This window comes from Pseudocitrobacter sp. 2023LY-00077, from assembly GCF_055796175.1.
Window position 1 is genome coordinate 1 of the sequence record NZ_JBSPEI010000008.1, and the last position, 19,435, is coordinate 19,435.

Annotated in this window: 21 protein-coding genes and 1 other annotated feature; of the genes, 17 read left to right on the forward strand and 4 right to left on the reverse strand. The window is 52.2% G+C overall.

Annotated elements, in window-relative coordinates:
- The first annotated feature begins 155 nt into the window (after positions 1 to 155).
- Positions 156 to 476, forward strand: coding sequence for a hypothetical protein (locus ACWWFX_RS11740; protein WP_473223865.1), 321 nt, complete (start codon positions 156 to 158; stop codon positions 474 to 476).
- Here the strand turns inward: ACWWFX_RS11740 and ACWWFX_RS11745 are convergent, their stop codons facing one another.
- Positions 477 to 1,145, reverse strand: coding sequence for an SOS response-associated peptidase (locus ACWWFX_RS11745; RefSeq protein ID WP_473223866.1), 669 nt, complete (start codon positions 1,143 to 1,145; stop codon positions 477 to 479). It lies immediately after the preceding gene.
- 318 nt (positions 1,146 to 1,463) lie between these two features.
- Between ACWWFX_RS11745 and thrS the strand changes: the two genes are divergently transcribed.
- From thrS to ACWWFX_RS11820, 15 genes are all read left to right on the forward strand, one after another.
- Entirely contained in the window at positions 1,464 to 3,392 is a 1,929-nt protein-coding gene (gene thrS, locus ACWWFX_RS11750; protein WP_015964179.1) for a threonine--tRNA ligase, read from the forward strand.
- Positions 3,393 to 3,395: 3 nt separating this feature from the next.
- A complete protein-coding gene (gene infC, locus ACWWFX_RS11755; RefSeq protein WP_071843507.1) occupies positions 3,396 to 3,938 on the forward strand; it encodes a translation initiation factor IF-3 in 543 nt (180 codons plus the stop codon).
- Between the two features lie 91 nt (positions 3,939 to 4,029).
- Positions 4,030 to 4,227, forward strand: coding sequence for a 50S ribosomal protein L35 (gene rpmI / locus ACWWFX_RS11760; RefSeq protein ID WP_001124225.1), 198 nt, complete (start codon positions 4,030 to 4,032; stop codon positions 4,225 to 4,227).
- 52 nt (positions 4,228 to 4,279) lie between these two features.
- A complete protein-coding gene (gene rplT / locus ACWWFX_RS11765; protein WP_000124850.1) occupies positions 4,280 to 4,636 on the forward strand; it encodes a 50S ribosomal protein L20 in 357 nt (118 codons plus the stop codon).
- Between the two features lie 117 nt (positions 4,637 to 4,753).
- Positions 4,754 to 4,878, forward strand: a sequence feature (Phe leader region).
- Complete coding sequence (gene pheM / locus ACWWFX_RS11770) at positions 4,759 to 4,803, forward strand: pheST operon leader peptide PheM (RefSeq protein ID WP_001386830.1); 45 nt, start codon at positions 4,759 to 4,761, stop codon at positions 4,801 to 4,803. (Overlaps the previous feature by 45 nt.)
- A 62-nt stretch (positions 4,879 to 4,940) precedes the next feature.
- Positions 4,941 to 5,924 carry a phenylalanine--tRNA ligase subunit alpha gene (gene pheS, locus ACWWFX_RS11775; RefSeq protein WP_149462691.1) on the forward strand — a complete coding sequence of 328 codons (984 nt, stop codon included), beginning with the start codon at positions 4,941 to 4,943 and terminating at the stop codon, positions 5,922 to 5,924.
- A 15-nt stretch (positions 5,925 to 5,939) separates the two neighbouring features.
- A complete protein-coding gene (pheT, locus tag ACWWFX_RS11780; RefSeq protein ID WP_473223867.1) occupies positions 5,940 to 8,327 on the forward strand; it encodes a phenylalanine--tRNA ligase subunit beta in 2,388 nt (795 codons plus the stop codon).
- A 4-nt stretch (positions 8,328 to 8,331) separates the two neighbouring features.
- Positions 8,332 to 8,631 carry an integration host factor subunit alpha gene (gene ihfA, locus ACWWFX_RS11785; RefSeq protein ID WP_003030571.1) on the forward strand — a complete coding sequence of 100 codons (300 nt, stop codon included), beginning with the start codon at positions 8,332 to 8,334 and terminating at the stop codon, positions 8,629 to 8,631.
- Between the two features lie 100 nt (positions 8,632 to 8,731).
- Positions 8,732 to 9,712, forward strand: a complete 981-nt coding sequence (gene btuC, locus ACWWFX_RS11790; RefSeq protein ID WP_473223868.1) for a vitamin B12 ABC transporter permease BtuC — start codon at positions 8,732 to 8,734, stop codon at positions 9,710 to 9,712.
- 29 nt (positions 9,713 to 9,741) lie between these two features.
- A complete protein-coding gene (locus ACWWFX_RS11795; RefSeq protein ID WP_276220006.1) occupies positions 9,742 to 10,293 on the forward strand; it encodes a glutathione peroxidase in 552 nt (183 codons plus the stop codon).
- Complete coding sequence (btuD, locus tag ACWWFX_RS11800; protein WP_473223869.1) at positions 10,293 to 11,039, forward strand: vitamin B12 ABC transporter ATP-binding protein BtuD; 747 nt, start codon at positions 10,293 to 10,295, stop codon at positions 11,037 to 11,039. Before ACWWFX_RS11795 ends, btuD begins: the two co-directional genes overlap by 1 nt.
- 121 nt (positions 11,040 to 11,160) lie before the next feature.
- Positions 11,161 to 11,622 carry a C40 family peptidase gene (locus ACWWFX_RS11805; protein ID WP_473223870.1) on the forward strand — a complete coding sequence of 154 codons (462 nt, stop codon included), beginning with the start codon at positions 11,161 to 11,163 and terminating at the stop codon, positions 11,620 to 11,622.
- Between the two features lie 281 nt (positions 11,623 to 11,903).
- Entirely contained in the window at positions 11,904 to 12,617 is a 714-nt protein-coding gene (locus tag ACWWFX_RS11810; RefSeq protein ID WP_473223871.1) for an EAL domain-containing protein, read from the forward strand.
- Between the two features lie 61 nt (positions 12,618 to 12,678).
- Positions 12,679 to 14,121: a protein adenylyltransferase SelO gene (gene selO / locus ACWWFX_RS11815; RefSeq protein ID WP_473223872.1), complete on the forward strand. Its 1,443-nt coding sequence runs from the start codon at positions 12,679 to 12,681 to the stop codon at positions 14,119 to 14,121.
- Complete coding sequence (locus ACWWFX_RS11820; RefSeq protein WP_473223964.1) at positions 14,109 to 14,255, forward strand: hypothetical protein; 147 nt, start codon at positions 14,109 to 14,111, stop codon at positions 14,253 to 14,255. Before selO ends, ACWWFX_RS11820 begins: the two co-directional genes overlap by 13 nt.
- Here the strand turns inward: ACWWFX_RS11820 and hemP are convergent.
- The 3 genes from hemP to ppsR form a co-directional block, all read right to left on the reverse strand.
- Complete coding sequence (hemP, locus tag ACWWFX_RS11825; protein WP_015964188.1) at positions 14,214 to 14,402, reverse strand: hemin uptake protein HemP; 189 nt, start codon at positions 14,400 to 14,402, stop codon at positions 14,214 to 14,216. The genes ACWWFX_RS11820 and hemP overlap by 42 nt on opposite strands.
- A gap of 139 nt (positions 14,403 to 14,541) precedes the next feature.
- Positions 14,542 to 15,588, reverse strand: coding sequence for a 3-deoxy-7-phosphoheptulonate synthase AroH (gene aroH, locus ACWWFX_RS11830; RefSeq protein ID WP_015964189.1), 1,047 nt, complete (start codon positions 15,586 to 15,588; stop codon positions 14,542 to 14,544).
- 153 nt (positions 15,589 to 15,741) lie between these two features.
- Positions 15,742 to 16,575: a posphoenolpyruvate synthetase regulatory kinase/phosphorylase PpsR gene (gene ppsR, locus ACWWFX_RS11835; protein WP_015964190.1), complete on the reverse strand. Its 834-nt coding sequence runs from the start codon at positions 16,573 to 16,575 to the stop codon at positions 15,742 to 15,744.
- 340 nt (positions 16,576 to 16,915) lie between these two features.
- Here ppsR and ppsA point away from each other — a divergent pair, with 340 nt between their 5' ends.
- Positions 16,916 to 19,294 carry a phosphoenolpyruvate synthase gene (gene ppsA, locus ACWWFX_RS11840; protein ID WP_276220011.1) on the forward strand — a complete coding sequence of 793 codons (2,379 nt, stop codon included), beginning with the start codon at positions 16,916 to 16,918 and terminating at the stop codon, positions 19,292 to 19,294.
- The last annotated feature ends 141 nt before the right edge of the window (positions 19,295 to 19,435 follow it).

The following is a 19,435-nucleotide window of genomic DNA, read 5'->3' on the forward strand; positions in this document are numbered from 1 at the left end:
CAGGCTGCTGAGGATAAAAGCCAGGGGATACCGAAACCGGGAGCGCTTTAAACTGGGGGTGATGTTCCACTACGGAAAGCTGAATATGGCGTTCTGAGCCTTCCCACCATGATCGGGGAAGACCCATTAATATACAGTAACTATCGGAGGTCATCATGGGATTCCCAAGTCCAGCTAAAGACTACATTGAACGCACGCTCACCATAGAGACTATCTGCGGCGTCACGGCTAACAGCCTGGTGATTGAGACATCGCAAGGGTTTGCTGTGATAGAGAAGGGAATGAAGCCAATGCCGGATAGTACCTACCTGATTTCGTACTCAGGTGGTTGTCACTTTGCCAAACGTAGAGGTAATGCACTGATAACGGTTGATGGTGAAGTTCTGGAGGGTGACGTTCTCGATGAGGTGGATGTGAAGGGTATTCTGACGCATCTTATTAACCGGGCTGCGGATGATGACAACCCGGTTATTTAATCAGACGGGCTCGATTAACTCCGGGCCCTGATTCTTCACATTACCAACGGCGCGCGACACTGCGTGCCAGATAAATGCATCTGCTGGCACCGAGCCGTCAGCAACAATCTCCTCTGCTTCTTTCCCGCCCACATCCTGCCTCATCCATTCGCGCGCTGCCTCCGGTGACAGGACCAGTGGCCTGCGGTCGTGAATATCGACCAGCCATTTGTCGGCAGCCGCCGTGACTATCAGAAAGCCTTCCGCTTCATCTCCACGTTCGAAGGGAGTGCTGCCTATTGCGGCCATGAATATCGGCTTACCGTCCGCCCTGTGGATGAAGTACGGCTGCTTCTTGTCGCCTTCCTTCTTCCATTCGAACCAGCCATCAGCAAACACGATTGCACGACCATGTTGCCAGAGTGGTTTGAACATCCGACTGGTGGCCGCAGTTTCCACTCGTGCGTTTATCAGAGGAGGCTTATCCCACCATCCAGGAGCATAGCCCCAGTAAACCGGATCGAGGTGTAGTTGTTCGTCTCGTTCGCTCAACAGCAAAACTTTAGTGCCTGGCGCCACGTTGAACCGGCCAATGGGTTCCGGGTCGAACGGAATGTCGCGCTCGGCTTCTTCTGCGATTAACGCCAGGTAATCTTCACGGGTCATTGATTGAGAGAAACGTCCGCACATAGAAACCTCGAGAGTCGAGTTATGAGTATAGAAGAGGGGAGGAGGGTTGAAATTGGCTAATATGGAAGCATATAGATTAACCACGTTAAATGTGTGCGGTAGATAGCTTCACTGCGCTTTTACAAATTATCAATGGCGTGTACTATTGAGGCTCGTTATCTGCAGGTGATGGTAGGTACATTTTGGATGTTGTACACCCTGATGTACACAGTTTGCAGAGTGAAGCAAATAAAGCCATCTAACCTGATGATATAGTTAATTTATTTAATTTTGTATGTGCTCTTTCGTGTGGGGCACCACTGCAAATAAGGACATAACATGCCTGTAATTACTCTTCCTGATGGCAGCCAACGCCATTACGACCACGCAGTAAGCCCAATGGATGTGGCTCTGGATATCGGTCCAGGGCTGGCAAAAGCCACTATCGCCGGTCGCGTTAATGGTGAACTGGTCGATGCGTCTGATGTGATTGAAAACGATGTAACCCTTTCTTTGATTACCGCGAAAGATGAAGAAGGGCTGGAGATCATTCGTCACTCCTGCGCACACCTGCTCGGTCATGCTATTAAGCAGCTCTGGCCGAACACAAAAATGGCAATCGGTCCGGTTATCGACAACGGCTTCTACTATGACGTTGATCTTGACCATACCCTGACCCAGGAAGACATTGACGCGCTCGAGAAACGTATGCACGAGCTCGCCGAGAAAAACTACGATGTCATCAAGAAGAAAGTCAGCTGGCATGAAGCCCGCGAGACCTTCGTGAAACGGGGTGAAATCTACAAAGTTTCCATCCTTGATGAAAACATCGCGCATGATGACAAGCCTGGCTTGTATCATCACGAAGAATACGTCGACATGTGCCGCGGTCCGCACGTGCCGAATATGCGTTTCTGCCATCACTTCAAACTGATGAAAACCGCAGGCGCGTACTGGCGTGGCGATAGCGACAATAAAATGTTGCAGCGTATCTACGGTACCGCGTGGGCAGATAAAAAAGCGCTGAATGCGTATCTGCAACGTCTGGAAGAAGCGGCGAAACGCGATCACCGTAAAATCGGTAAGCAGCTCGACCTGTATCATATGCAGGAAGAAGCGCCGGGTATGGTCTTCTGGCACAACGACGGCTGGACTATCTTCCGTGAACTGGAAGTGTTCGTGCGTTCGAAGCTGAAAGAGTACCAGTACCAGGAAGTAAAAGGTCCGTTCATGATGGACCGCGTGCTGTGGGAAAAAACCGGCCACTGGGATAACTACAAAGACGCAATGTTCACCACCTCTTCTGAGAACCGTGAATACTGCATCAAACCAATGAACTGCCCAGGCCACGTTCAGATCTTCAACCAGGGTCTGAAATCCTACCGCGATCTGCCGCTGCGTATGGCGGAATTCGGTAGCTGCCACCGTAACGAGCCGTCAGGCGCGCTGCACGGCCTGATGCGTGTACGCGGGTTCACTCAGGATGATGCGCATATCTTCTGTACTGAAGAGCAAATCCGCGATGAAGTGAACGCCTGTATTCGTATGGTCTACGATATGTACAGCACCTTTGGCTTCGAGAAAATCGTCGTCAAACTCTCCACTCGCCCGGATAAACGTATCGGTAGCGACGAGATGTGGGATCGTGCTGAGGCGGACTTAGCGGTTGCGCTGGAAGAAAACAACATCCCGTTTGAGTATCAACTGGGTGAAGGCGCATTCTACGGTCCGAAAATTGAATTTACCCTGTATGACTGCCTCGATCGTGCATGGCAGTGCGGTACTGTACAGCTGGACTTCTCCTTGCCGTCTCGTCTGAGCGCTTCTTATGTAGGCGAAGACAACGAACGCAAGGTTCCGGTAATGATTCACCGCGCAATTCTGGGGTCGATGGAACGCTTTATCGGCATCCTGACCGAAGAATTCGCCGGCTTCTTCCCAACCTGGCTCGCGCCGGTGCAGGTCGTCGTCATGAATATTACTGATTCTCAGGCTGAATATGTTAACGAATTGACCCGTAAACTACAAAATGCAGGCATTCGTGTAAAAGCAGACTTGAGAAATGAGAAGATTGGCTTTAAAATCCGCGAGCACACTTTACGTCGTGTCCCTTATATGTTGGTCTGTGGTGATAAAGAGGTGGAAGCAGGCAAAGTGGCCGTTCGCACCCGCCGCGGTAAAGACCTGGGCAGCCTGGACGTAAATGAAGTGATCGAGAAGCTGCAACAAGAGATTCGCAGCCGCAGTCTTCAACAACTGGAGGAATAAGGTATTAAAGGCGGAAAACGAGTTCAAACGGCACGTCCGAATCGTATCAATGGCGAGATTCGCGCCCAGGAAGTTCGCTTAACAGGTCTGGAAGGCGAAGCGCTGGGAATTGTGAGTCTGAGAGAAGCGATCGAAAAAGCTGAAGAAGCTGGAGTAGATTTAGTTGAAATCAGCCCTAACGCCGAACCGCCAGTTTGTCGTATTATGGACTACGGCAAGTTCCTTTATGAAAAGAGTAAGTCTTCTAAGGAACAGAAGAAAAAGCAAAAAGTTATCCAGGTTAAGGAAATTAAATTCCGTCCTGGTACCGACGATGGCGATTATCAGGTAAAACTCCGCAGCCTGATTCGCTTTCTGGAAGATGGCGATAAGGCCAAGATCACGCTGCGTTTCCGCGGTCGTGAGATGGCCCACCAACAGATTGGTATGGAAGTGCTGACGCGCGTCCGTGACGATCTGAGTGAACTGGCAGTAGTCGAATCCTTCCCTACGAAGATCGAAGGCCGCCAGATGATCATGGTGCTCGCTCCTAAGAAGAAACAGTAAGGCCATCAAGTAATCATTCCTGTGGGCCTCGGCTCACAGGGTGATTCGCCTTTGTTTCGTTTATTAACAATGCGAAGTGGAAGTTATTAAAATGCCAAAAATTAAGACCGTACGCGGTGCTGCTAAGCGCTTCAAAAAAACCGGTAAAGGTGGTTTTAAGCACAAGCACGCTAACCTGCGTCACATTCTGACCAAAAAAGCGACCAAACGTAAACGTCACCTGCGTCCGAAAGCCATGGTTTCCAAAGGCGATCTGGGTCTGGTAATCGCGTGCCTGCCGTACGCATAAGTCGTTAACGTTTTTTTAACTTTTTAATTAGAATAGATACAGGAGAGCACATATGGCTCGCGTAAAACGTGGTGTAATTGCACGTGCACGTCACAAGAAAATTTTGAAACAAGCTAAAGGCTACTACGGTGCGCGTTCTCGCGTATACCGCGTTGCCTTCCAGGCTGTTATCAAAGCAGGTCAGTACGCTTACCGTGACCGTCGTCAACGTAAGCGTCAGTTCCGTCAACTGTGGATTGCACGTATCAACGCTGCAGCACGTCAGAACGGTATTTCTTACAGCAAATTCATCAACGGCCTGAAAAAAGCCTCTGTTGAAATCGACCGTAAGATCCTGGCTGATATCGCAGTATTCGACAAAGTAGCGTTCACCGCTCTGGTCGAAAAAGCGAAAGCAGCTCTGGCATAAGCCAGTTGAAAGAGGGAGCTTGTCTCCCTCTTTTCGTTTCAACGCTATCAAAACATTGACTTTTATTGTGGCAAGCCTTTCAATAAACGTCAGACGAATTTTACCCTTAAGGTAACGCAAGCATGAATGCTGCTATTTTCCGCTTCTTTTTTTACTTTAGCACCTGAAACCAGGAGGCTAGCGCGTGAAAGAAGAAACGAAAAACAGCGCCTGAAAGCCTCCCCAGTGGAGGCTTTTTTCGTTTGTACAGCACAAAAATTAAGTCCAACGAACCAGTGTCTTTACCGACACAATGAGGAAAACCATGTCACATCTCGCAGAGCTGGTTGCCAGTGCGAAGGCAGCCATTAACCAGGCCTCGGATGTCGCCACGTTAGATAACGTTCGCGTCGAGTACCTTGGCAAAAAAGGGCATCTGACCCTTCAGATGACAACACTGCGTGATCTGCCGCCAGAAGAGCGCCCGGCAGCAGGTGCGGTCATTAACGAAGCAAAAGAGCAGGTTCAGCAGGCGATGAACGCCCGCAAAGCTGAGCTGGAAAGTGCAGTTCTGAACGCCCGTCTGGCTGCCGAAACCATCGACATCTCTCTGCCGGGTCGTCGTATTGAAAACGGTGGTCTGCACCCGGTTACCCGTACTATCGACCGTATTGAAAGTTTCTTCGGTGAGCTCGGCTTTACCGTGGCGACCGGTCCGGAAATCGAAGATGATTACCACAACTTCGATGCGCTGAATATTCCAGGACATCACCCGGCACGCGCTGACCACGACACTTTCTGGTTTGATGCCACGCGTCTGCTGCGCACCCAAACCTCCGGCGTACAGATCCGCACCATGAAAGATCAACAGCCGCCAATTCGTATCATTGCACCGGGCCGCGTATATCGTAACGATTACGACCAAACGCATACTCCGATGTTCCATCAGATGGAAGGTTTGATCGTTGATAAAAACATCAGCTTTACCAATCTGAAGGGCACGCTGCATGACTTCCTGCGTAACTTCTTTGAAGAAGATCTGCAGATTCGTTTCCGTCCGTCCTATTTCCCGTTCACCGAACCGTCTGCGGAAGTTGACGTGATGGGTAAAAACGGTAAATGGCTGGAAGTGCTGGGCTGCGGGATGGTTCACCCGAACGTGCTGCGCAATGTCGGCATTGACCCGGAAGTTTACTCTGGTTTCGCCTTCGGTATGGGGATGGAGCGTCTGACCATGCTGCGTTACGGCGTCACCGATTTACGTGCATTCTTCGAAAACGATCTGCGTTTCCTCAAACAGTTTAAATAAGGGCAGGGCAAAACAATGAAATTCAGTGAACTGTGGTTACGCGAATGGGTTAACCCGGCCATCGATAGCGAAGCGCTGTCCGGTCAAATCACCATGGCAGGCCTGGAAGTCGACGGTGTTGAGCCAGTTGCGGGCACCTTCAACGGTGTGGTTGTGGGTGAGGTGGTTGAGTGCGGTCAGCACCCGAACGCCGATAAACTGCGCGTAACAAAAGTCAATGTCGGCGGCGAACGCCTGCTTGATATCGTCTGTGGTGCGCCAAACTGCCGTCAGGGTCTGCGTGTGGCGGTTGCCACCATCGGCGCGGTACTGCCGGGCGATTTCAAAATTAAAGCCGCCAAACTGCGCGGTGAGCCGTCTGAAGGGATGCTGTGTTCGTTCTCTGAACTGGGTATTTCCGATGACCATAGCGGCATTATCGAACTGCCGGCAGATGCGCCGATCGGTACAGATATCCGCGAATATCTGAAACTTGATGACAACACTATCGAAATCAGTGTCACGCCGAACCGCGCCGACTGCCTCGGTATCATCGGGGTTGCCCGCGATGTGGCGGTGCTGAATAAACTGCCGCTGGTTGAGCCGGAAATCACGCCGGTAGCTGCCACCATCAACGACACGTTGCCGATCACCGTTGAAGCCGCCGACGCCTGCCCGCGCTATCTGGGTCGCGTAGTGAAAGGCATCAACGTCAAAGCACCAACCCCGCTGTGGATGAAAGAAAAACTGCGTCGCTGCGGTATTCGTTCCATTGACGCGGTTGTTGACGTCACCAACTACGTGTTGCTCGAACTGGGCCAACCGATGCACGCATTCGATAAAGATCGTATCGAAGGCGGTATCGTCGTGCGCATGGCGAAAGAGGGCGAAACGCTGGTTCTGCTTGACGGTAGCGAAGCGAAACTGAAATCCGATACCCTGGTTATTGCCGACCACAACAAAGCGCTGGCAATGGGCGGCATCTTTGGTGGCGAACACTCTGGCGTGAATGGCGAAACGCAAAACGTTCTGCTGGAGTGCGCATTCTTCAACCCGCTGTCTATTACTGGCCGCGCGCGTCGTCATGGCCTGCATACGGATGCTTCTCACCGCTATGAGCGTGGTGTCGATCCGGCGCTGCAGTACAAAGCTCTGGAGCGTGCCACCCGCCTGCTGATGGATATCTGCGGCGGCGAAGCAGGCCCGGTTATCGATGTTACCAACGAATCTACGCTGCCGAAACGTGCGACCATCACCCTGCGTCGCAGCAAGCTGGATCGCCTGATTGGTCATCATATTGCCGATGACGTGGTGACCGATATTCTCCAGCGTCTGGGCTGTGAAGTGACCGTCGGTAACGACCAGTGGCAGGCCGTTGCGCCGAGCTGGCGTTTCGACATGGAAATTGAAGAAGACCTGGTAGAAGAAGTTGCGCGTCTGTTTGGCTATGACAACATCCCGAACGAGCCAGTGCAGGCCGGTCTGGTAATGGGCAGCCATAAAGAAGCGAATCTGTCGCTCAAGCGCGTGAAAACGATGCTGAATGACAAAGGTTACCAGGAAGTAATTACCTATAGCTTCGTCGATCCGAAAGTGCAGCAACTGATTCACCCGGGCGAAGAAGCGCTGATTCTGCCAAGCCCTATCTCCAGTGAAATGTCCGCAATGCGTCTTTCTCTGTGGAGCGGCCTGCTGACCACCGTGGTCTATAACCAGAACCGTCAGCAGAACCGCGTACGTATCTTCGAAACCGGTCTGCGCTTTGTACCGGATACCCAGGCTCCGCTGGGCATTCGTCAGGATGTGATGCTGGGCGGCGTGATTTGCGGCAACCGCTACGAAGAGCACTGGAACCTGGCAAAAGAGACCGTTGATTTCTATGATTTAAAAGGCGATCTCGAAGCTGTTCTCGATTTGACAGGTAAACTGTCTGATATTCAGTTTAAAGCTGAAGCCAATCCGGCACTGCATCCGGGCCAGTCCGCGGCGATTTATCTGAAAGGTGAACGTATTGGTTTCATTGGGGTTGTTCACCCGGAACTGGAACGTAAACTGGATCTCAACGGTCGCACACTGGTGTTCGAACTGGAGTGGAACAAGCTCGCAGACCGCGTGGTTCCTCAGGCACAGGAGATTTCTCGCTTCCCGGCAAACCGTCGTGATATCGCGGTTGTGGTGGCAGAAAACGTACCGGCAGCGGATATTTTGTCCGAATGTAAGAAAGTTGGCGTAAATCAGATAGTTGGCGTAAACTTATTTGACGTGTACCGTGGTAAGGGTGTTGCGGAGGGGTATAAGAGCCTCGCTATCAGCCTGATCCTTCAGGATACCAGCCGTACACTTGAAGAAGAGGATATTGCCACTACCGTTGCCAAGTGTGTAGAGGCATTAAAAGAGCGATTCCAGGCATCATTGAGGGATTGAACCTATGGCGCTTACAAAAGCTGAAATGTCAGAATATCTGTTTGATAAGCTTGGGCTTAGCAAGCGGGATGCCAAAGAGCTGGTTGAGCTGTTTTTTGAAGAGATCCGTCGTGCTCTGGAAAATGGCGAACAGGTTAAACTTTCCGGTTTTGGTAATTTTGACCTGCGAGACAAAAATCAACGCCCGGGTCGTAACCCGAAAACGGGCGAAGATATTCCCATTACAGCCCGGCGCGTGGTGACCTTCAGACCCGGTCAGAAGTTAAAAAGCCGTGTCGAAAACGCGACGCCCAAAGAAGAGTAATTTGCACTAACCAAAAAGGCCGCTATGCGGCCTTTTTTCTTTTCCCGCACGTGGAACCACCGTAAAATCAAACACCTCTCTTGCTGGCACATGGACTACTATGCTGGACTACGTACATCTTCAGCAGCGACGCAATCGGCGCTGGCTCATGATACTGGCGCTCACGCTGCTTGTTGCGCTGACGATAAGCCTCTGTGCCGGAGACCGATGGATCGCTCCAGGCAGCTGGTTTAGCGCCACCGGAAAGCTCTTTATCTGGCAGATTCGCCTGCCGCGTACCGTTGCGGTTCTGTTGGTTGGTGCCGCGCTGGCGTTGTCGGGTGCCGTAATGCAGGCGCTGTTTGAAAACCCGCTGGCGGAGCCTGGCCTGCTGGGGGTTTCTAATGGTGCAGGCGTCGGGCTGATTGCCGCCGTGATGTTAGGGCAGGGAATGCTACCCGGCTGGGCGCTCGGCCTGTCAGCTATTCTCGGGGCGCTGTTCATTACCTTTATTCTGATGCGTTTTGCCAGACGTCATCTTTCTACCAGTAAACTACTCTTAGCCGGGGTTGCGCTGGGCATTATTTGCAGCGCGCTGATGACCTGGGCCGTTTACTTCTCTACATCTTTTGATTTACGCCAACTGATGTACTGGATGATGGGCGGCTTCGGCGGCGTTGACTGGCAACAGAGCTGGCTGATGCTGGGGCTGATTCCGGTTATCGTGTGGATTTGCCTGCAATCACAGCCGTTGAATTTACTGGCGCTGGGCGAAACTTCAGCCAGACAGCTGGGTGTCCCCATTTGGCTGTGGCGTAAACTGCTGGTGATTGCCACCGGTTGGCTGGTTGGCGTCAGCGTGGCGCTGGCGGGCGCAATCGGCTTTGTCGGCCTTGTGGTGCCACATATGCTGCGGCTGTGCGGTCTGACCGATCATCGGGTGCTGCTACCGGCCTGCGCACTGGCAGGGGCAAGTACGTTGCTGGCGGCGGACATCATTGCGCGGCTGGCGCTTCAGGCGGCCGAACTTCCTATCGGTGTTGTGACGGCGACCACGGGAGCGCCCGTCTTTATCTGGCTATTATTGCGTTCTGGGCGCTGACGTTCAGTACATATGCTAATGAGGATATTATGGAAAACGCAATTCTGAACATTGAAGTTACAACGATTGATGGTGAAAAAACGACCCTGGAACGTTTCAGAGGGAACGTCCTGTTGATCGTGAATGTGGCATCTAAATGCGGATTAACCCCGCAGTACGAACAGCTGGAAAGCCTACAAACGTCGCTCGAATATGAAGGCTTTGCGGTGCTGGGATTCCCGTGCAACCAGTTCCTGGGACAGGAGCCGGGGAGTGAAGACGACATTAAAACGTTCTGCCGCACCACCTACGGCGTGACGTTCCCTATGTTCAGTAAAATCGACGTTAATGGCGAAGGGCGTCATCCGCTCTATCAGACCTTAACGCGCGCCGCGCCAAAAGCCATTGCGCCGAAGGGCAGCGAGTTTTATGAAAAAATGGCCAGCAAAGGTCGTGCGCCCGCGCAGCCTGGAGACATTCTGTGGAATTTTGAGAAATTCCTCGTTGGCCGTGACGGTCGCGTAGTCGCGCGTTTCTCACCGGATATGACGCCGGAAGATCCGATTCTGATTAATGCGATTCAGAAAGCACTGGTTCTGTAATGACAATGCTGATGCAACTGCAAAACGTCAGTGAGGGAATGCGTTTAACGCAGTTTAGCGCAGAGGTTCACGCTGGCGAGATAATCCACCTCGTGGGGCCGAACGGCGCGGGGAAGAGTACGCTGTTAACCCGCATGGCGGGGTTAAGTTCCGGGAAAGGCGCCGTCACGCTAAACGATAAACCGTTAGGCGAATGGACCTCGCTGGAGCTGGCGCAAAAGCGCGCATATCTTTCCCAGCATCAGTCGCCGCCATTCGCCATGCCCGTCTGGCATTTTCTGCTGTTGCATCAGCATGATAAAACGGAACATATGCTTTGTGCGCAGGTAACGGAAGCGCTAGGTCTGGTAGATAAACTGGGCCGTAATGTGAATCAGCTTTCCGGTGGTGAGTGGCAGCGCGTGCGGCTTGCGGCGGTAATCCTGCAGATTCATCCTTCTGGCAATCCTCATGGTCAACTTCTGCTACTGGATGAACCCATGAACAGCCTCGATGTTGCACAGCAGGCAGCCCTTGATCGTGTGCTGGACACATTGCGCTCTCGCGGTATTGCGATAGTAATGAGCAGCCACGATCTCAATCATACGTTACGGCATGCCGACAGCGTATGGCTGCTGTGCAAAGGGCAATTAATCGCCAGCGGGACAACGGATGATGTATTAACGCCCGCTTCACTCTTTAGCGCCTATAATATTTCTTTCCAGCGTCTGGAGATTGCCGGTCACCAGATGCTGGTTGCCGGATAAGTCTGGCCTGGAAAACGAACCAGGGGCGCCAGGGAAACATTAAGTATCATTGCTTACTTGCCAGGGAATAAGTAACCGGGCTAAATTATCGGGAAATTAAAAAAGAGAGGATTCGCCGGATATGCGATTCTTGATTATTTTTATAGCGGCTTTATTTTTGGCGGGATGTAGTCACCATGCGCCGCCCCCAAATCCAAGACTGTCGGATTCAATAACCGTAATTGCTAATTTAAACGATCAGTTGCGCAACTGGCGCGGCACGCCTTACCGCTATGGTGGGATGAATCGCCGTGGAATTGATTGTTCCGGGTTTGTCTTAACCACTTTCCGCGATAAATTTGAAATGCAGTTACCGCGCGAAACGCGTCAGCAGGCGAAGATAGGCACCGAAATTGATAAAGACGATCTGCTACCCGGCGATCTGGTTTTCTTCAAAACAGGCTCAGGGGACAGTGGCCTCCACGTCGGTATCTATGATACGGATAACCAGTTCATCCATGCATCGACCAGTCAGGGCGTCACGCGCTCGTCGCTGGATAACGTCTACTGGCGCAAGAAGTTTTGGCAGGCCAGACGAATTTAATGGGTAAATGACGAAGGGGCGTGATGCCCCTTCGGCGTATTTAAATTAATGGTATTTAAAAAACAGATTACGACTCATTATTGTTTTTGTTAACAATCTGAAAGCTACCTGGTCATAGATTGTATTAATCTATGATTTTCGATTACAATCATTACATTCCAGCGAAGGAATGCGAAAATAAAACGGAAAATGAAAGCAATCCGACTAAAATCAATCGACCCACGTTTATTGTTTTGTGACTTCAGGACCCTTGAAATGACTTATCGAGAAGGGCTGTCGCAATGATTGTAACCCTTGACCGTGCCTGGCGTTCAGAGCTGTTATTTCTACCTGCCCGAAATGCTGATGGCAAACTGATTGGTTTGAAAGTCGTTGCACATTTTATTGGTGTAGAGAACTCTGTACGTATCCCGACGAATCTCATCCTGCCGAAACTGACGCCCGATGAGGAATTAGTGCTATTTCGCGAAAAGCTCGCGCTGCTTAATACCTGCCAACTGTTTTTTATTCAGCAGCAGGTGACGGCGTGGCTTGCTATTACGCCTGCGATTGCTAACGCCATACTCACGGACGCAATGCTGGCAGCCGAGGTTTCACGTTACCCGTTTGTCGAGCTGGTGGTGAGCGAACGCTTCCCCGGGCTCAACCAACCTGACGACACTCATCCGCTCGCACTTCTGGCAAAACGCTTCCCGCTGGCGTTAGCAAACTTTGGCTCCGGTGAAGCCTCTACGCGCGCCGTATTTGCTGGATTGTTTCAGCGCATTGTTATCGATCGTCAGTTTGTTCAGCGCCAGCTGTCTTCTGCATCCTTCGAGCCCTTTATTCGCGCCATCACCACGCAAGTTCAGCCCTATTGCCAAAGCATCATGATTGCGGGGATTAATACGGAATCCGCGCGTGAACGCGTATTACCTTTCGCCTTCAGCGGTATGCTGGGCGAGCTATGGCCCGCCGTGCCGGAATCCTCTCTATTGACGCTGGTGCAGGGATAACCCTGCGGATTGCCGGGTGTTTAAACGGGCATTAACTCATACACTACAGGCAGGAGGACCTATGACCCTGTCTTTTAATACCCGCTGGCGCGATGAGCTGCCAGGTTTTTACAGCGAGCTCAATCCGACGCCGCTACAGAATGCCCGCCTGATATGGCATAACACACCGCTTGCCAATGAACTCGGGATCGAACCATCCCTCTTTGCGCCTGAACGAGGCGCTGGCGTGTGGGGCGGAGAAGCCTTGCTCCCTGGAATGAGGCCACTGGCGCAGGTGTACAGCGGCCATCAGTTTGGCGTCTGGGCGGGACAACTGGGCGATGGACGCGGCATCCTGCTGGGTGAACAGCAACTGGATGACGGCACGTCGGTGGACTGGCATCTCAAAGGCGCAGGCTTAACCCCGTATTCGCGGATGGGCGATGGCCGTGCTGTGTTGCGATCCACGCTTCGTGAAAGCCTGGCCTCGGAAGCGATGCATTATCTCGGTATTTCTACTACGCGCGCGCTTTCCATTGTAACCAGTGATACGCCCATCCAGCGTGAAACCGTTGAACAGGGCGCTATGCTCATGCGTATTGCGCAAAGTCATGTCCGTTTCGGCCACTTTGAACATTTCTACTATCGTCGTGAAATGGACAAGGTCCAGCAACTGGCCGATTTTGTTATTCGCCACCACTGGCCGCATCTTCAGCAGGAAGCGGATCGCTACGCACTCTGGTTCCGTGACGTGGTTACGCGCACCGGGCAGATGATCGCGCGCTGGCAAACGGTCGGTTTCGCGCATGGCGTAATGAATACCGATAACATGTCGATTCTGGGGCTGACGATTGATTACGGCCCGTTTGGCTTCCTTGATGACTACCAGCCGGGCTTTATCTGTAATCATTCGGATTATCAGGGACGCTACAGCTTTGAGAATCAGCCGGCGGTGGGGTTATGGAACCTGCAACGTCTGGCGCAGTCACTCTCTGCCTTTATCGATGTTGATACGCTGAATGATGCGCTTGATGGCTATCAGCTTGCATTATTTACCGAATATGGCACGCGTATGCGTCAAAAACTGGGGCTCTTTACGGAAGAGGTGGGCGATAACGATCTGCTTAACGCGTTGTTTGCACTTATGGCGCGGGAGGGCAGTGATTACACACGTACTTTCCGTATGTTGAGCGAAACGGAACAGTTAAGCGCCGCATCGCCATTACGCGACGAGTTTATCGACCGTGCCGCCTTTGATAACTGGTTTGCGCAATACCGGGCGCGCATACAGCCGGAAGGCATCGACGATGCGAAACGCCAGCAGGCGATGAAGCAGGTGAATCCGGCAATGGTGTTACGCAACTGGCTGGCGCAGCGGGCCATTGAAACGGCGGAGAAGGGCGATTATCAGGAACTCCATCGGCTGCACGAAGCCCTGAGAAATCCGTGGGCTGATCGTGACGATGATTATGCTCAGCGCCCGCCCGATTGGGGGAAAAGGCTGGAAGTGAGTTGTTCCAGCTGAACAACATGCCGGGGGCGCTGCGCTTGCCCGGCCTACACATGCACCAGGACGTAGGCCTGATAAGCGAAGCGCATCAGGCAATTCTGCGCCGCTTACTTCGTCAATATCAGCTTTCCGGCCTGCGTCTGGCGTAGCAGATACTGCTGACCTTCATGTTCTATTACCACGCGGCCTTCTTCGCCTAATAACGCCTCGCTGTTAACCCGGCGATCGTGATTTTGCGGACGGGGGGTATTGTCCCTAACGGTAACGTTTTCTGCGTTGTCATCCATAAGCGTCATAAAAAAGTAAAATAGTAATAAAAACAACAATGATAAGTATTATCAATAATGAGTAAGCGTGTGCAACGTTTTTTTGTGAAAAGAGAAAGCAAAAGGGGATAAGAAACTCCCCATCGCGGGTGCGACAGGGAGGAGAGGACTAAAGGCGAGTGGCGACTGCGGCAGCCAGTTTTTCCAGCAGCACTTCGGTGTCTTCCCAGCTCAGACACGGATCGGTGATGGACTGCCCATAGGTGAGCGGCTGATCGGCAACAATCTTCTGCGCGCCTTCGCGCAGGAAACTTTCGGCCATAATACCGGCGATAGCGGTCGAGCCGTTGCGAATTTGCTGGCAGATATCATCGCAAACATCCAGCTGACGGCGATGTTGCTTCTGGCAGTTGCCGTGGCTGAAATCGACGACCAGATGTTCTGGCAAATCAAACTGATGCAACGTATCGCAGGCCGCAGCAATATCGTCGGCGTGGTAGTTTGGTTTTTTACCGCCACGCATGATGATATGCCCATATGGATTACCGCTGGTCTGGTAGATGGTCATCTGGCCGTTTTTATCCGGCGACAGGAACATATGGCTGGCGCGCGCGGCCCGGATCGCATCGACAGCAATACGTGTATTACCGTCGGTGCCGTTCTTAAAGCCAACCGGGCAGGAGAGCGCAGAAGCCATCTCGCGGTGGATTTGGCTCTCGGTGGTACGTGCGCCAATTGCGCCCCAGCTAATCAGGTCGGCGATAAACTGACCGGTCACCATATCCAGAAATTCGGTCGCGGTCGGCACGCCGAGGGTATTCACCTGCAACAGCAGTTTTCGCGCGAGCTCAATCCCGTGATTAACCCGGTAGCTGCCGTTCAGGTCGGGGTCGGAAATCAATCCTTTCCAGCCAACAACGGTACGCGGTTTTTCGAAATAGGTGCGCATCACGATTTCCAGCTGGCCCTGATGCTTTTCGCGCAGGGTTTGCAGACGACGCGCATAATCCATCGCCGCATCAAGATCGTGAATAGAGCAAGGCCCGACAATCACCAGCAAACGACGATCTTCGCCATTGAGGATCTTTTCAATCCGCTGACGAGAAGCAGTGACGCTGGCGGCAACATCCGGGGAGACGGGGTAACGCTGAGCAAGTTCAGCAGGCGTAACGAGGCTCTCAATACGAGCAGTACGCAATTCATCGGTCTTATTCATGAGTTTCTCAGAAATTTGTTTCTTCGCCAGACAAAACGCCGGGAAGTGATGCACATCACGATAAACCAATCCCGGCTGATTTCAAGAGCAGAGCGTGATGTGCATTCATTCACGGCGTTATGATAAACAAATTTTCCGCATTGTACTAGTTCGTTAGTACATTCTGCGGCTTAAACCCATGATGTCCATGATTTTGGTAGCAATTTCCTCAACAGAGTAATTGGTACTGTTTATCCAGGGGATTTGATTCTTCCGATACAGTGCTTCAACTTCCGCCACTTCCATTCGACACTGGCGCATCGAGGCGTAGCGGCTGTTTTCCCGGCGCTCTTCGCGAATCGCCGCCAGGCGCTCAGGATTAATCGTCAGGCCGAACAGTTTATGCTGCAACGGTTTGAGCGATGCAGGAAGGATCAGATTATCCATATCATCAGCGATGAACGGATAGTTGGCAGCGCGAATGCCGAACTGCATCGCCAGATAGAGGCTGGTGGGGGTTTTTCCACAGCGAGAAACGCCGAGCAAAATAACCTGCGCCTGATCGAGATTGCGCAGAGAAATGCCATCATCATGCGCCAGGGTGTAATCAATCGCTGCAATACGCGCATCGTATTTCAACAGGTTTCCCGGGTTTAGCCCGTGGGTACGATGAGCAACCGGCGTCGGATCGAGCTTAAGTTCTTCCTGAAGTGGGGCAACCAGCGCCTGTACGATATCCTGACAAAATCCTTCACACTGCAAAATGATGTCGCGGATTTCCGGGATGACAATGGAGTAGAAAACCAGCGGGCGTACGCCCGTTTGCTGATAAATCGCGTCGATCTGATCTTTCACCGCGCGGGCGCGGCTTTCACTTTCAATAAACGGCAGGGTAATACTGTTGATGACCACGGGGAACTGCGACATCACCGCGTGGCCCAGCACCTCAGCGGTAATCGCCGTGCCATCAGAAATATAAAAAACCTGCCTGTCGACTGCATTTTCCATTTTAACAATCCAGAAAAGTGAGGTTAATTGTCTGAAAGCATAAATTAAATTCGCAGAAAACCCCACCGCATTTGTCTGATATCTGAAAATGGAACGCTATTTTTATTTTTTATGAAAAGTCCGGTTCATTTTTCTAAATATGCAGATTTCGCCCAGATTTATAACGACTTTCCCACAGAATCAGAGGGTTAACAGATTACTGGCATCAATCCTAAAAAAGAAAAATTTAATTTGCTTGAACGATTCACCGTTTTTTTAAATTGTTTAAATATGCCAGGATAATTTGAGTAGTCAGTTGTTTCTTAATCACTGCTTTTTTAATCAAAAAAGGATTGTCTCGATGTCCAACAATGGCTCGTCACCGCTGGTGCTTTGGTATAACCAACTCGGCATGAATGATGTAGACAGAGTTGGGGGCAAAAATGCCTCCCTGGGTGAAATGATTACTAACCTGTCCGATCTGGGTGTCTCGGTCCCCAACGGATTTGCTACCACTGCCGATGCATTTAATCAATTTCTCGACCAAAGCGGCGTGAATCAGCGCATTTATCAACTGTTGGATCAAACCGATATTGATGATGTTACCGCCCTGGCGAAAGCCGGTGCGCAGATCCGCCAGTGGATCATCGACACACCTTTCCAGAGCGAACTGGAAACTGCTATCCGTGACGCGTACAACCAGCTCTCTGCGGATGACGCGGACGCATCCTTTGCTGTGCGCTCCTCGGCGACGGCAGAAGATATGCCGGATGCCTCCTTCGCCGGTCAGCAGGAAACCTTCCTCAACGTGCAGGGCTACGACGCGGTACTGGTTGCGGTCAAACACGTTTTCGCCTCGCTGTTTAATGACCGCGCGATCTCATACCGTGTCCACCAGGGTTACGACCATCGCGGCGTAGCGCTCTCGGCGGGCGTTCAGCGGATGGTGCGCTCCGACCTCGCGTCTTCCGGCGTAATGTTCTCCATTGACACCGAATCCGGTTTTGACCAGGTGGTCTTTATCACCTCGGCCTGGGGCCTGGGTGAAATGGTGGTGCAGGGCGCGGTAAACCCGGACGAATTTTACGTCCACAAACCGACGCTGGCGGCTAATCGCCCGTCGATTGTACGCCGTACCATGGGTTCCAAAAAAATCCGTATGGTCTACGCGCCAACGCAGGAGCACGGCAAGCAGGTTAAAATTGAAGATGTGCCGCAGGCGCAGCGTGATGTCTTCTCGTTGACCAACGATGAAGTGCAGGAACTGGCGAAACAGGCTGTCCAGATTGAAAAACACTATGGCCGCCCGATGGATATCGAGTGGGCCAAAGATGGTCATACTGGCAAACTGTTTATCGTTCAGGCGCGCCCGGAAACCGTGCGTTCTCGCGGCCAGGTGATGGAGCGTTACACGCTGCATTCCCAGGGCAAAATCATTGCTGAAGGCCGTGCTATCGGTCATCGCATTGGCGCGGGCCCAGTAAAAGTTATTCACGACATCAGTGAGATGAACCGCATTGAACCCGGCGATGTGCTGGTGACCGACATGACCGACCCGGACTGGGAACCGATCATGAAGAAAGCGGCGGCGATTGTCACCAACCGTGGCGGGCGTACTTGTCACGCGGCAATCATCGCGCGTGAACTGGGTATCCCGGCGGTGGTCGGCTGCGGCGACGCAACCGAACGCATGAAAGATGACGAGAAAGTCACCGTTTCCTGTGCAGAAGGGGATACGGGTTACGTCTACGCTGACCTGCTCGACTTTAGCGTTAAGAGTTCCAGCGTTGACACCATGCCGGACATGCCACTGAAGATCATGATGAACGTCGGCAACCCGGATCGCGCATTTGACTTCGCCTGCCTGCCGAATGAGGGCGTTGGTCTGGCGCGTCTGGAATTCATCATCAACCGTATGATTGGCGTTCACCCGCGTGCGTTGCTGGAGTTCGATGACCAGGAACCCGCGTTGCAGAACGAAATCCGCGAGATGATGAAAGGCTTCGACTCACCAAAAGAGTTTTACGTGGGTCGCCTGACGGAAGGGATCGCCACGCTGGGCGCGGCGTTCTACCCGAAACGCGTGATTGTGCGTCTGTCCGATTTTAAATCGAACGAATACGCTAACCTGGTTGGTGGTGAACGTTACGAACCGGATGAAGAGAACCCGATGCTGGGCTTCCGTGGCGCGGGTCGTTACGTCTCCGACAGCTTCCGCGACTGCTTCGCCCTGGAATGCGACGCAGTTAAACGCGTCCGTAACGAAATGGGTCTGACCAACGTTGAAATCATGATTCCGTTCGTGCGTACCGTTGATCAGGCGAAAGCCGTGGTGGACGAACTGGCGCGTCAGGGGTTGAAACGTGGTGAAAATGGTCTGAAAATCATTATGATGTGCGAGATCCCGTCTAACGCCCTGTTAGCCGAACAGTTCCTCGAACATTTCGATGGTTTCTCCATTGGCTCCAACGACATGACCCAGCTGGCATTGGGCCTCGACCGCGACTCCGGCGTGGTCTCTGAACTGTTCGACGAGCGTAATGACGCGGTTAAAGCGCTGCTTTCGATGGCCATCCGTGCCGCGAAGAAACAGGGCAAATACGTCGGTATCTGTGGGCAGGGGCCGTCTGACCACGAAGATTTCGCTGCATGGCTGATGGAAGAGGGTATCGATAGCCTCTCCCTGAACCCGGACACGGTGGTGCAAACCTGGCTGAGTCTGGCGGAATTGAATAAGTAATCGTTTGAATAAGCCCCCGACGGTCACAACGTCGGGGGCTTTTTTATTTCTAACTTATCAGACCCGCCTTAATTTGCGACCGATCACACTCCCACTAAAAAACCAAAAAACGTAAATCTTCTGCGAATTTAGACAATTGTT